Below are 12,562 nucleotides of genomic sequence, written 5' to 3' on the forward strand. Positions count from 1 at the left end.
CGCCCCACGCGGCCCCGCCCCACGCGGCCCCGCCCCACGCGGCCCCGCCCCACGCGGCCCGGCCCCAGGCAGCCACGCCCCAGGCAGCCCCGCCCCATACGGCGGAGCCGCCGGCGCCTCAGCCAGCGATAGAGCAGCCCGTGCCGCTGCCTTCGGTCGCGCGGTCGACCGGCGCCGAGCAGCCCTTGGCCAGCGCGGAGGCGCAGGCCTTGAGCCCGCTGGCCGAGCCGCCCACCGAGCCTCTCCCGGCCGAGGCCGCCCCTGTCGGGCGCGCCCCTGCCGGGCCCGGCCCTGCCGAGCCCCTCCTGACCGAGCCCGCCCCTGCCAAGCCCGGCCCCGCAAAGCCCTCCCGGCCGAGCTCTCCCCGCCGAGCCCAACCCCCGCTGGGCCCCTCCCTACCGAGCCCGTCCCTCTGAGTGCGTCTCCACCGAGCGCGTCTCCACCGAGCGTGGCGGCGAAAGGCCGGCAAGGCGGCGGCCGGCGAAAGCGCGGCCGACCGCGGCTTGTGCGCCAATTCTCGCGCGGGCGCCCCATTTCGATCGAGACGTTTTCCGGTGCCTTGCCAGGACCCAAACTATTACACCGACCGGCTGCCGTAAACCGATTCTATTTGCCCTGCGGGTGGGGCGCGATGGACGCCATCCGCCGTGAATATCCTGGGTCTTTTATTTGATTGCTTGGGCCAGTAGTAGGCCGATTGCGGCGGCGCCTAGGCCGGCTACCAGGGAGGCGATCACGTTGGCCAGGGCGTAGAAGCGGGCGCCCTGCTGGGCCAGGCGCAGGGTCTCGTAGCTGAAGGTCGAGTAGGTGGTCAGCGCGCCGCAGAAGCCGGTGCCCAGCAGGGCGGTTGCCGCGGGGCTGGTGGGGAGGGCGGTGAGGAAGCCTAGTACCAGGGAGCCGCAGACGTTGACCGTGAAGGTGCCCCAGGGGAAGACCGAGTCGTGCCTTGCCTGGACGGCTCGGTCGGTGAGGTAGCGCAGGGGGGCGCCTACCGCCGCGCCCAGTGCGACCAGGAGGACCGTGATCACCGGTGGACCGCCGCGCGGGTCAGGACGGTGCCCAGGTAGACGGCCAGGAGGGCGGCTACCACGGTCAGGGTCAGGTAGGTCAGGGCTACCAGAGGGGCGCCCTCGGCGGCGGCTCGCTGGATGTCGACGACGTACGTGGAGAAGGTTGTGTAGCCGCCCAGGACGCCTACCCCCAGGAAGGGGCGTAGCAGGGGCTTGTGGGTGACCACCTCGGTGACGATCACCATGAGGACGCCGATCAGGAAGCAGCCGGTCACGTTGATGACGAAGGTGGACCAGGGGAAGCCATGCGGGGGATGGGGCCAAGCCCTGGCCAGTGCGTAGCGGGCCAGGGCGCCGAGGACGCCGCCGGCCGAGATGGCGGCCAGCACCGGGGCGTGCAGCTCCTTGCGCATGGACGGGACGTGCAGGTCGACGTCGGGGTCCACGGGGGCGGCGTCCTGCTCGGTCACGTACACACTCCTGCCCTTGAATTTTCAGGCAGGGACCGTTGGCGTCGTCGCGGTTCACCCCGCGAAAGGGGGTCGGCGGGCCCCACCGCCGGGAAAGAGCCTAGCGCGGGGCCCGCCGGGGATCATGCTGTGGGGGTCAGGGTCACGTCGTCGAGGACGAATGAGGTCTGGAGCTGGGAGCCCTCGACGCCGGTGAAGGTGATCGCGGTGCTGCCGGAACCGGAAATGGTGAGGGATTTCTGGACGTATCCGGAGGAGGCGTTGAGGTTCGAGTAGGTGGCCAGGGTGGTACCGCGGGCGGCGACTGTGAGCTTGTCGTACGCGGTCGTGGTGGTGGTCTCGGCGGTGTCGATGTGCAGCCAGAAGCTCAGGGTGGCGCCGCCGCAGCCCGCCGGGACGGTGACCGTCTGGGAGAGCGTGTCGGTGGTCGCCGTGCCGTAGCCGTCCAGCCAGGCCTTGTACGAGCCGGCGTGGGCGGCCTCGGACGACGAGTTGGTGATCACGCCCGAGGTGGCGGTCCAGCCGGTGCTGCCCGACTCGAAGCCGGTGTTGGCCAGCAACTGGGCGGTGCCGCACGTGCCGCTGCCGGTCGGCGACGTGGTCGGGGCGGTCGTGGGCGGGGTGGTGGGGGTCGACGAACCCGTGCCGGCCAGCCACTCGGTGGCGTTCAGCGCGAGCGCCGCGTCCGTGCCGGCGGTGTCGTTCCAGCCGTCATAGAGGGTGTTGCCGGACTGGCCGGTCCCGTCGTCGATCGGCGAGCTGTCGCCCCACACCGCGACCCGCCCCGACCCGAAGGTGCTGGTCGTGAAGAACGCCCCGGTGCTGCCGGTCTGGCTGGAGCCCGGCCGCCAGACGATGCCCTTCACGTTGGCGTTGTCCGCCTTGTGCAGGGTCTGGGTGCTGCCGTCGCGGATGATGCTGCCGGTGACCTTGCCGTACGGGCCGTTGATCACCGCGTCGGTGCTGCTGCTGATCGCCACCGCGTTCTCGCTGGAGATGTCGTTGGTGTCGATGCTGAAGCCGAACGGGTCGGACGAGTCGACCGTGTTGTTCGTGAGCAGGTCGTTGGCGATCTCGACCGAGTCGTAGCCGTCGTTGTTCCGGTCGCTGCCGGAGTGGTCGACGATCAGGAAGAACCCGCCGCCGGCCTGGATGAACTTCATGACCGCCGTCTTCTCCGCGGCGCTGAGCAGCACGTTCGGCTCGGGCATCACGAAGACGTCGAAGTTCTTCAGATCAAGAGCGCCACTTCCGCCGTACGTGATGGTGTTCCCCGCCGGCAGCGTCTTCAGGCTGTACGACCCGGTCTTCTGCAGCGCGACGCCCCACGACGAGAGCGCGCCCGTCCAGGAGGTCTCCGAGGTCGGGTTCGCGTTCTGCCCCAGCGGATCCGGCTGGGACGTGCTGATGATCCAGTCGGCGTTGCCCGCCGTCTCGGCCTTGCTGTTGTCGAACAGCACACGATGGACGACCGCCGCCGACGCGGGTGGCGTCGACACGACGGCGACGAGGGCAGCACCGGCAGCCACGATGGCGGCGGCCAGGACAGCCCGGGTACGGACCAGCACCTTGCACCTCCGATAGTCGGTATATCGACCGGAGCCTATGGTGGCCGGATGACCGCGCACACCCTGCGGAGATGACGCAAGGGGAAACCCTCATCCCGCGACGGCGACCGTGATGCCGGGGAAGACCCGCTTCGGCACGATCAGGGATGCACCGGCGCCGGCGGCAACGATCGCCGCCGCTTCGGCGACGCTGGGAGTGCCTACGGCCGCCGCGACGGTTTCGCTCCTGTTCGGTACGGGTTGGGCAGCGAGCTCCGCGGCCGTGAACGCGATCAGCCGCCAGCCGTGCCCGGCGGCGACCGCGCGCACGCCCTCTTCGGCCGCGCGCCGGTCGAGGGTGGCGAGCGCGGCCACGTCGCCCGGCTCCAGACCCGCACCGGTGAGCGCCGCCCGGATCGCGGCCTCGATCGCATCCCCCGCGGTGTGGGGGCGGGCGCCCAGGCCGACCACCAGCGGAGGGCTCAACGCCGGGCCGCCGCCACCACGTTGCCGGCCAGCGACGGGACGCCGGCCCAGTGCAGATGCAGGTAGGAGGCGTGCACCGACGGCGTCGCGAACCCCTCCGGATCGGCGCCCCGCCACTGCCACGCCGCCCCCGCCGCCGGCGAGAGCAGCACCCCCGAGCGCGGGTGCACCGTGGTCCGGTGGAACTCGTGCCCGGTCACCCGGGTCCCGGCCGGCGCCAGGGGGCTGTCGGCGAGCGCGACCGCGTCCCGGTAGCCGAGGGTCAGCGACGGCGTCATCGCCGCGTCCGCGTCGAGGACCCCGCACATCGGGGCGTCGTCGAGCGTGCGGCACAGCCAGAGCAGGCCCGCGCACTCGGCGACGATCGGCCCGCCGGCGGCCGCGAGGGCGGCCACCTCCCGGCGCAGCGGCTCGTTGGCGGAGAGTTCGGCCGCGTACACCTCGGGGAAGCCGCCGCCGACGACCAGCCCGCGCGTTCCGGCCGGCAGTTTCTCCTCGCGCAGCGGGTCCACGACGACCACCTCGGCGCCGGCCGCGGTGAGCAGTTCCGGCGTCTCCGCGTACGAGAAGGAGAAGGCCGGACCGCCGGCCAGCGCGACCACCGGGCGCTCGGCCACGGGCGACGCGGAAGGCGGACTCCACGGTGACGCGTGCAGCGGCGGCGCCGAGCGGGCGATCGCGGCCACCTCGTCGAGGTCGACCGACGCGGCGACCAGCGCGGCGAGGGCGTCGACCGACTCCTGGGCCTCGGCGCGGCGTTCGGCGGCGGGCACCAGCCCGAGGTGGCGGGACGGGGCGGCGACCGCGTCGGCCCGGCGCAGCGCTCCCAGGACCGGGGTGCCGACCTCCTCGCACGCCTCCCGCAGCAGCGACTCGTGCCGGTCCGAGCCGACCCGGTTGAGGATGACGCCGGCCAGCCGGACGCTGCCGAAGCTGCGGAACCCGTGCACCAGCGCGGCGATCGACCGGCCCTGCGCCGCCGCGTCCACCACCAGGATCACCGGGGCGTCGAGCAGCGCGGCCACCCGCGCGGTCGAGCCGGTGTCGCCGGCGCCGACCCGGCCGTCGTAGAGGCCCATCACGCCCTCGACGACCGCCAGTTCGGCGCCGGCCGCGCCGTGCGCGAACAGCGGCCCGATCTGGCGCTCGCCGACCAGCACCGGATCGAGGTTGCGTCCCGGCCGACCGGCGGCGAGCGCGTGGTAGCCCGGATCGATGTAGTCGGGCCCGACCTTGAACGGCGCGACCGGCACGCCGCGCCGGGCGAACGCGGCGAGCAGCCCGGTCGCCACGGTCGTCTTGCCGTGGCCGGAGGCGGGCGCGCCGATGACGACGCGGGGGATGTCTACCACTCGATGCCCTGCTGTCCCTTGCGGCCGGCGTCCATCGGGTGCTTCACCTTGGTCATCTCGGTGACCAGGTCGGCCGCCTCGAGCAGCGCGGGCGCCGCATACCGCCCGGTGATCACCACATGCTGGGTGCCGGGCCGCTCGGCCAGCGTCGAGACCACGTCGCCGACATCGACCCAACCCCACTTCAGGGCGTACGTGAATTCGTCCAGCACATAGAACTTGTACGTCTCGGCGGCCAGGTCCCGTTTGATCTGCTGCCAGCCCTCGGCCGCCTCGGCCGCGTGATCGCGGTCGGTGCCGGCCCGCTGGATCCACGACCAGCCCTCGCCCATCTTGTGCCAGGCGACCGGGGCGCCGCCCTCGGTGGCGCCGAGGGCCTTGAGCGCGGCCTCCTCGCCGACCCGCCACTTCTCCGACTTCACGAACTGGAACACGCCGATCGGCCAGCCCGCGCTCCACGCCCGCAACGCCATCCCGAACGCGGCCGTCGACTTCCCCTTGCCATCCCCGGTGTGCACGGCGAAAACGGCCTGCCGGCGGCGCTGCCGAGTGGTGAGCCCATCCTGCGGCACGGTAGTGACTTTGCCCTGCGGCATCGGATTCACGCGGCCTTTCGCGTCGTCGGGGCGGCGGCTTCGAGCCGGTCGAGGGGCATCAGATCGGCGCCCAGGGCGGTGGCGAGGCGGCGGGCCAGGCCGAGGCGGATCGGGCCGGACTCGCAGTCGACGACCACGGCGGCCACGCCGGACAGCGCGGGGGCGACCGTGACCGGGTCGGGGCCGCTGGTGGCGCGGCCGTCGGTGACGACCACGACGAGCGGGCGGCGGCGGGGGTCGCGGCGGCGTTCGGTGGCGATGGTGGCTGCCGCGGTGCGGAGGCCGGCCGCGAGGGGGGTGCGGCCGCCGGTGCGGAGGCTTGCCAGGCGCAGGACGCCGACCTCGTGGCTGGAGGTGGGGGGCAGGACCTGTTCGGCCTGGTGGCCGCGGAAGGTGATCATGCCGATCCGGTCGCGGCGCTGGTAGGCGTCGCGCAGCAGGGACAGGATCGCGGTCTTCACGACGGTCATGCGCTTGCGGGCGGCCATCGAGCCGGAGGCGTCGACGACGAAGAGGACCAGGTTCGCCTCGCGGCCCATGTGCACCGACTCGCGCAGGTCGCGGGGGTCGACGGCGCGGGCGCCGCGGTGCAGGGCGGCCCGGAGGGTGGCGGGCAGATGCGGGGCGCCGGCCAGCTTGCCGCGCGGGACCCGGCTGCCGACGACCCGGCCCCGGCGGGCGAACGCCGGGGAGCGCCGGCCGGCATGCCCGCCCTCGCCGCGCCGCGAGATGGCGAGGGTGCGGGCGCGATAGGGATTGCCCGCCGCAACCGCCGGTGCCTCGAGGGCCGCGGACTTCCCGGCGCTGTCCTGCGGATCCGGACCAGCCGGCGCCCCCGCACCCACGCCGGGTTGCGCGTCCCCGCGCGGCGCACCGCCCGAGCCGCGCATATCCGATTTTTCGGAAATGTCGCCTGGGCCGCCGAGCCCTGAGCGGTCGGGGCGGTCGGAGCCGTCCGGGCCGGCGCCGTCGGCATCGTTCGGGCCAGCATCGTCGGAGCCGTCCGGACCCGCGCCATCGGGGCCCGACGGGCCGCCGTCATCGGGGCCGGACGGTCCGGATCCGGGCGGGCCGCCCGCTCCGTCCGGGTCATCGTCCGGTTCGTCCAGTCCGGCCTCGGCCTCGGCGAGCGCCTCGTCGAGGCGCTCCTCATCGGTGCCGGGCGGGTCGAGCGGATCCTTGCGCCGCCGATGCGGAAGCGCCAGCCGGGCGGCGTCCCGTACGTCCTCGGAAGTCACCACCTCGCGGCCGTGCCAGGCCGCCAGCGCCACCGCGCAGCGGGCCACGACGATGTCCGCCCGCATCCCGTCCACGCCGTAGGCCAGGCACACCCGGGCGATCCGGTCGAGCTCCCGGTCCGGCAGCCGCACCCGGGGCAGCACGTCCTGAGCCGCCACGATCCGGTCCGCCAGCTCCTTCTCGGCGGCGTCGAAACGCGCCGCGAAACCGGCCGGATCCGCCTCGTAGGCCAGCCGCCGCCGCACCACCTCGGCGCGCGACCGTGGCTCCCGGGGCGCGCCGACCGTCACCACCAGGCCGAACCGGTCGACCAGTTGAGGGCGGGGCTCGCCCTCCTCCGGGTTCATCGTGCCGACCAGCAGGAACCGGGCCGCGTGCTTGACCGAGACCCCGTCCCGCTCGACGTGCGCCCGGCCCATCGCCGCCGCGTCCAGCAGCAGGTCGACCAGGTGGTCGGGGAGCAGGTTCACCTCGTCGACGTAGAGCACCCCGCGGTGCGCCGCCGCCAGCAGGCCCGGCTCGTACGCCTTGACCCCGTCGGCCAGGGCCCGCTGGATGTCGAGCGTGCCCACCACCCGGTCCTCGGTCGCGCCGACCGGCAGCTCCACGAGGGCGGCCGGGCGGTCCAGCGCGGGACTGTCCGCCGGGTGGGGCCCGTCGGGGCACTGCGGATCGGGCGCGGCGGGGTCGCAGGCGAAGCGGCAGCCGCGTACGACCGAAACAGCCGGCAGCAAGCCGGCCAGCGCACGCACCACCGTGCTTTTCGCGGTGCCCTTCTCGCCTCGCACGAGCACCCCGCCGACGTGCGGCGAGACGGCCGTGAGCAGCAGCGCGAGGCGCAGGTCGGTGAGCCCGACCACGGCGGAGAACGGGTACGGCGTCACGTGTTTCCCTCCTGCGCGGGTGTCCACGCCCGCGCGACGGTACGGAACGAGCGGCCGGAGTTCCTGACTCCCGGTTCTCCCGGTCACAGTGGCGGGACCGTCCCGGATTCGCACCGGGTTCCTCCGCTACCGCTCGGCTGTCATGCTTTCCTACCGTCCGGAGGGCCGTCAACGCGGGTGGCGTGCGCAGTGGCGGCCGTCTCCGGCAGCGGCGCCAGCCGGTCCAGCTCGCGGACCGTTTCGAGCACCGACATCGCGGCCTTTTCGACCAGCGGCCGCAACCGGGCGTACAGCGAAGCGTTGGCCGGGTCCGGACGGGTCGGCTCGCCGATCTCGATCAGCGCCGCCGCGTGGTCGAGGTCGGGCAGCTCCCCCAGCGCATGCCAGCCGAGCAGGCAGGCGCCGAGCGCGGTGCCCTCGGGCGTGTCGGCGATCGCGACCGGCAGGTTCAGCGCGGCGGCGAGCACCCCCACCCACAGCTCGGACGCGGTCGACCCGCCGGTGGCCCGCACCTCGCGCACCTCGAAGCCCTCGGTCGCGAACGAGTCCCGCACCAGCGCCAGCTGCTGGCACACGCCCTCGACGGCGGCCCGGACGAGGTGCGCCCGCCCGTGCTCGCGGCGCAGGCCGAGGTAGGCGCCGCGCAGGCCGGAGCGCCACCACGGCGCCCGCTCGCCGAGCAGGTACGGCAGGCAGAGCAGCCCGTCGCTGCCCGGCGGCGCGCCCTGCGCCTCGATCAGCAGCGCGGCGTCCCGTTCGTCGGCGTCCTCGCCCTCGGCGCCCGGGCGTTCGAAGCCGGACGCGAAGCTCTGCCCGGCCCAGCGCACCACCGAGCCGGCGTTGTTGACCGCGCCGCCGATCGCCCATCGGTCCTCGGTGAGGGCGTAGCAGAACAGCCGCCCGTCGGCGTCGGCGGTGGGCCGGTCGACGATCGTCCGGACCGCGCCGCTCGTGCCCAGTGAGACGGCCGCGACGCCGGCCGGGGTGGCGCCGAGGCCGAGGTTGGCGAGCGGCCCGTCGGCCGCCCCCACGATCAGCGGCAGGTCCCCGATGCGCAGCACCTTGGTGGTGGGGACGACCTCGGCCAGCTGCCCTTTGTTGACGCCCGCGATCTCGAGCGCCTCGGGATCCCACTGCCGCTGGTGGATGTCGTAGAGCCCGGTGCCCGACGCGATCGACAAGTCCACTAGAAACGATTTGTCGCTTAATTCGGACAGAATTAGCTCTTTAACCCCGCCCCATCGCGGGGTGTTTCGGAGAAAATCCGGGTTTGTCTCCCGCCACCACGCGAGCTTGCTCAGCGGAGACATGGGATGAACAGGTGTCCCCGTACGCGCATGCAACCCTTTGGCGCGGCCAGCAGCGATGATCGAGTCGCACTGCTCCCCCGCGCGCCCGTCGGCCCAGGTGATCAGCGGCCCGAGCGGCTTCCCGTCACCGTCCATCGGCACCAGCCCGTGCAGGAACGCACTGAGGCTGACCCCGACCACCCGATCCCCGTTGGCTTCACAAACGGCCCGCACCTCCTTGAGCGCTTTCACCGCCGCGTCCACCAGATGGCGGGGGTCCAGCTCCGCCCGCCCCGGCGCCGGCACCGACAGCGGATAGTGGACGCTCGTCCGCGCCCGCAGCCGCCCGTCCAGCCCGGCCGCGATCCCCTTGGTGGCCGTGGTGCCGGTGTCGATCCCGATCACGACGTCCACGGCTCAGCGCACCAGGCAGAAGACGTGCCCGTCCGGGTCGGTCAGCACCGCCTGCCGCTCGCCCCACGGCTGGCCGGCCGGCGGGTCCACCACCGTGGCCCCCGCCTTCTCGGCCGCCGCCGTCGCCGCGTCCACGTCGTCGACCAGGTAGCTCACCGCGGTCCCGGCCGGCCCCGGCGTCGGCGTACGCCGGTGCAGCATCAGCTCCGGCTCGCCGAGCATCACGACGTCGGCCGCCCGGTACTTCTCCTGGAACCCGAGCGCGTCCCGATACAGGGCGAGCGCCCGGTCGAGATCGGCCACCGACACGATGATGCGACGCAGTCCACGTACGGTCATGTCCCACAATCTAGTGGCAGCGCCGCCGCGTCACCGGAAGGCGACCGAGTTGGTCCCGGCCGGCAGCAACGCCGTGTCGCCGCGCACCGACGACCGCAGGCCCGGGCCGTACTGCATCCCCGCGGCGTTGAGCATGGCCACCACGACGCCCTGCTTGCCGGGCAGATCCACGATCACCGACGGCCGGTCGTAGGACTGCCGCACCCCGGCGAAATGCGGCTGCGGGCCGCCGAGGAAGTAGAAGGCCCTGGTGTCCCCGTCCATCGACAGGGTGCGCACCACGAACCGCCGGCCGTCCGGGGTCGCGCCGCGGATGTTCCAGTCGCCGTTCCACACGGTGTGGTAGCCGTACGGGTCGCCGTACCAGGGCCCGCCGCGCGTAGGCCTCGGGCACGCCGCCGCGGATGCGCCGCCAGTGCACGTACATCTGCTCGAGCACCTCCTGCACGAGATCCTCGGCCGCCCGCGCACCCCCATCAGGAGATACGCGACCCGCAGCAGGCCGGTCGACCGCGCCCGCACGAACTCGTCGAAATCCTCCCCCACAACCCGATGAGACACCGGCCGGGTGCATTTGGTTGCGCCGCTTCGGCCGTACGCGTGGGGAGTCCACCACCGCAAGCCGAGCCGCCCCCGATGCGGCGGCCACTCTGGCTGCGACACCGGGCCGTTCCCGGCCTCCGGCCCGGACGGTGGATCAGCCGAGCGAGGCGCTGGCCGCCCACAGCTCGTCGAGTGCGGCGCGGGTGTGCGTCGCGAGGTCGGCCTTCGGGTCGCCGGCGGCCCACGCGGCGTACCCCCGCTTGAAGGCCAGCACCCCCAGCTCGCCGGCGAGGGCCGCGGCCGGGTCGGGCACGCCGCGCTCGACGAGGGCGCGGGTCATCGCCGCGGCCAGGCCGACGCTCTTGAGGGCGTCCCGCTCCCGGAGCTCGGCGCTGGCGGCCACGGCGGCGGTCAGGCGCGGGGCGAGCTCCCGGCTCACCGGGGTCATCGCGGTCGACGCGCGGTCGAGGCCCGCGGCTACCGCGGCGAGCGGGGTCGCCCCCGGGGGCGCCTCGGCGATCCCCTCGGCCAGCAGCCGGCTCAGCGTCTCCTGCCCGGCGACCAGCAGCTCCCGCTTGTCCGGGAAGTGCCGGAAGAACGTGCTCTTGGTGACCCCGGCCCGCTCGGCGATCTGCGCGACGGTCGTGTCGTCGTACCCCTGTTCGGAGAAGAGCTCGACGGCGGCCACGACGAGGCGTTCGCGCGCACCGGGTTCCCATCGGGCCATGCCCCCAGCATAGGTGACGGGACCTTTGTCTCATCACCGTGGTAGCGTGACGGGACAAAGGTCCCATCACCGGAGGGGTACGTCATGCGCGTCTTCATCACCGGCGGCACCGGCCTGGTCGGTTCCGCCGTCGTCGCCGAACTGCTCGGCCACGGCCACTCCGTGCTCGCGCTCGCCCGCTCGGAGTCCTCCGCGCAAGCCGCCGCGAAGGCCGGCGCCGAGCCGATCCGCGGCGGCCTCGCCGACCTGGACGTCCTGCGGGCCGGCTGCGCCCGCGCCGACGGCGTCGTCCACCTGGCCTTCGGCAACGACTTCAGCGGCCCCGAGGCGCTCGCACGGTGTGTCGCCGAGGAGGGCGCCGCGCTCGCCACCCTGGGTTCGGAGCTCGCCGGCAGCGACCGCCCGCTGGTCACCGTCTCCGGCACGCCCTGGGTGGCCGGCCGCCCCTCCACCGAGGCCGACCCGGCGCCGACCGACGGGCCGGTCGGGGGCCGGGGCCGCTCGGTGACGGCGGTCCTGGGGCTGGCCGGGGTGCGCGGCTCGGCCGTACGGCTGCCGCGCACGGTCCACAATGACGGCGCCGGCGGTTTCGCCGGCCTGCTCACCGGCATCGCCCGGCGCAGCGGCGTCTCGGGCTACCCCGGCGACGGCACCCAGCGCTGGCCGGCCGTGCACGCGCTCGACGCCGCGGTCCTGTTCCGGCTGGCCCTGGAGCGGGCCCCGGCCGGCACCTGCTGGCACGCGGTGGCCGACGAGGGCGACCGGGTCCGCGACATCGCCGCGGTGATCGGCCGCCGGCTGGGCCTGCCGGTCGAGCCGGTCCCCGCCGAGACCTTCGGCCCGCTCGGCCCGATCTTCGCCACCGACCAGCCGTCCTCCAGCGCCCACACCCGGCAGGTGCTGGGCTGGGCGCCGAAGCACCCCAGCCTCCTGGCGGACCTGGAGAACATCCGCCCCTGAGGGTCGGCCACGTGGCGGGCCGGGCGCAGCAGGGTCAGGCCACCTGGCGGGCCCGGCGCAGCGGGGTCAGGCCACGTGGCGGGCCGGGCGCAGCAGGGTCAGCGCCCGCAGCGCCTCCGCCCGGGAGATGGGCTGGTCGTCCTCGGCCTGGACGGCCAGGGCCATCTCGATCGCCTGCCGGATCCAGGTCGTCTTGGGCACCTCGGCAGCCTTGGCGGCCATCGCCACGGCCTCGTCCAGCTCGGTCGGCAGGCGCAGCGACCGCACCACCATGACCGGCGAGCCGGCCGGTGGCAACGAGTCGAGCAGGGCCTGCTCGTCCCGCGGGGCGGGGGCGGGCTCGAAGGACAGCCCGGCCATGAAGGCGGCCAGCTGCTCAGGCGTCCGCGGTACGTCGTCGTCGTGACTCATCGCGTCTCCTCCCACCGGCTGAACTCGGTCAGCTCCGCATCCGACATCTCCCGCGCGCCAATGATCCGCCAGGTGAGCTCGGCGATGTGGTAGACCGCGACGATCAGCGGCCGCCCACCCGCCGTACGACCCCAGACGGTGAGGACCGGAACCCGGTTGGCGCTGACCGCCCGCCGTGGCCACCGCCGCTTGGCCTCCAGCACCTGCCGCACCTCGTAGGCCTCGATGCCGGCGAGGGCCGCCAGAGCCCAGTCCTCCCACTCGTATGGCACCCTCCCAGCGTACTACGCGCGTA

14 protein-coding genes and 1 riboswitch are annotated in these 12,562 nt (G+C 74.0%); of the genes, 1 reads left to right on the top strand and 13 read right to left on the bottom strand.

Features of this window, described 5'->3' with window-relative positions:
* Nucleotides 1-665: 665 nt before the first annotated feature.
* The 11 genes from crcB to IH26_RS0147880 form a co-directional block, all read right to left on the bottom strand.
* Nucleotides 666-1,025 (bottom strand): fluoride efflux transporter CrcB, encoded by a 360-nt coding sequence (crcB, locus tag IH26_RS0147830; RefSeq protein ID WP_030442977.1) that lies wholly within the window; start codon nt 1,023-1,025, stop codon nt 666-668.
* Nucleotides 1,025-1,423, bottom strand: coding sequence for a fluoride efflux transporter FluC (locus IH26_RS0147835; protein WP_051809859.1), 399 nt, complete (start codon nt 1,421-1,423; stop codon nt 1,025-1,027). The genes crcB and IH26_RS0147835 overlap by 1 nt, the downstream gene beginning before the upstream one ends.
* A gap of 179 nt (nt 1,424-1,602) precedes the next feature.
* Entirely contained in the window at nt 1,603-3,048 is a 1,446-nt protein-coding gene (locus IH26_RS0147840; protein WP_030442979.1) for a hypothetical protein, read from the bottom strand.
* A 90-nt stretch (nt 3,049-3,138) separates the two neighbouring features.
* Nucleotides 3,139-3,513, bottom strand: coding sequence for a cobalamin biosynthesis protein (locus tag IH26_RS0147845; RefSeq protein ID WP_169789926.1), 375 nt, complete (start codon nt 3,511-3,513; stop codon nt 3,139-3,141).
* Nucleotides 3,510-4,865 carry a cobyrinic acid a,c-diamide synthase CobB gene (locus IH26_RS0147850; protein ID WP_030442981.1) on the bottom strand — a complete coding sequence of 452 codons (1,356 nt, stop codon included), beginning with the start codon at nt 4,863-4,865 and terminating at the stop codon, nt 3,510-3,512. The genes IH26_RS0147845 and IH26_RS0147850 overlap by 4 nt, the downstream gene beginning before the upstream one ends.
* The gene (gene cobO, locus IH26_RS0147855; RefSeq protein ID WP_030442982.1) at nt 4,859-5,461 is read right to left on the bottom strand and encodes a cob(I)yrinic acid a,c-diamide adenosyltransferase; all 603 of its coding nucleotides are present in this window, start codon (nt 5,459-5,461) and stop codon (nt 4,859-4,861) included. Before cobO ends, IH26_RS0147850 begins: the two co-directional genes overlap by 7 nt.
* 5 nt (nt 5,462-5,466) lie before the next feature.
* The gene (locus IH26_RS0147860; RefSeq protein ID WP_030442983.1) at nt 5,467-7,584 is read right to left on the bottom strand and encodes a VWA domain-containing protein; all 2,118 of its coding nucleotides are present in this window, start codon (nt 7,582-7,584) and stop codon (nt 5,467-5,469) included.
* Between the two features lie 35 nt (nt 7,585-7,619).
* Nucleotides 7,620-7,733, bottom strand: a riboswitch (cobalamin riboswitch).
* Nucleotides 7,725-9,287 carry a gluconokinase gene (locus IH26_RS0147865; RefSeq protein ID WP_030442984.1) on the bottom strand — a complete coding sequence of 521 codons (1,563 nt, stop codon included), beginning with the start codon at nt 9,285-9,287 and terminating at the stop codon, nt 7,725-7,727. (Overlaps the previous riboswitch by 9 nt.)
* Nucleotides 9,288-9,290: 3 nt before the next feature.
* Nucleotides 9,291-9,626, bottom strand: a complete 336-nt coding sequence (locus tag IH26_RS0147870; RefSeq protein WP_030442985.1) for a VOC family protein — start codon at nt 9,624-9,626, stop codon at nt 9,291-9,293.
* Nucleotides 9,627-9,656: 30 nt separating this feature from the next.
* Nucleotides 9,657-10,172, bottom strand: coding sequence for a hypothetical protein (locus IH26_RS60695; protein ID WP_157437778.1), 516 nt, complete (start codon nt 10,170-10,172; stop codon nt 9,657-9,659).
* A 151-nt stretch (nt 10,173-10,323) separates the two neighbouring features.
* Nucleotides 10,324-10,896 carry a TetR/AcrR family transcriptional regulator gene (locus IH26_RS0147880; RefSeq protein ID WP_030442987.1) on the bottom strand — a complete coding sequence of 191 codons (573 nt, stop codon included), beginning with the start codon at nt 10,894-10,896 and terminating at the stop codon, nt 10,324-10,326.
* Between the two features lie 84 nt (nt 10,897-10,980).
* On the opposite strand from IH26_RS0147880, the gene IH26_RS0147885 reads away from it, so the two are divergent.
* Complete coding sequence (locus IH26_RS0147885) at nt 10,981-11,856, top strand: SDR family oxidoreductase (RefSeq protein WP_030442988.1); 876 nt, start codon at nt 10,981-10,983, stop codon at nt 11,854-11,856.
* A gap of 66 nt (nt 11,857-11,922) precedes the next feature.
* Here the strand turns inward: IH26_RS0147885 and IH26_RS0147890 are convergent, their stop codons facing one another.
* Nucleotides 11,923-12,267: a hypothetical protein gene (locus IH26_RS0147890; protein WP_030442989.1), complete on the bottom strand. Its 345-nt coding sequence runs from the start codon at nt 12,265-12,267 to the stop codon at nt 11,923-11,925.
* Nucleotides 12,264-12,539, bottom strand: a complete 276-nt coding sequence (locus tag IH26_RS0147895) for a hypothetical protein (RefSeq protein WP_030442990.1) — start codon at nt 12,537-12,539, stop codon at nt 12,264-12,266. The genes IH26_RS0147890 and IH26_RS0147895 overlap by 4 nt, the downstream gene beginning before the upstream one ends.
* Between the last annotated feature and the right edge of the window lie 23 nt (nt 12,540-12,562).

The sequence above is a fragment of the Actinoplanes subtropicus genome (genome assembly GCF_000721705.1).
In the GTDB taxonomy this organism is placed as follows: Bacteria; Actinomycetota; Actinomycetes; order Mycobacteriales; family Micromonosporaceae; genus Actinoplanes; species Actinoplanes subtropicus.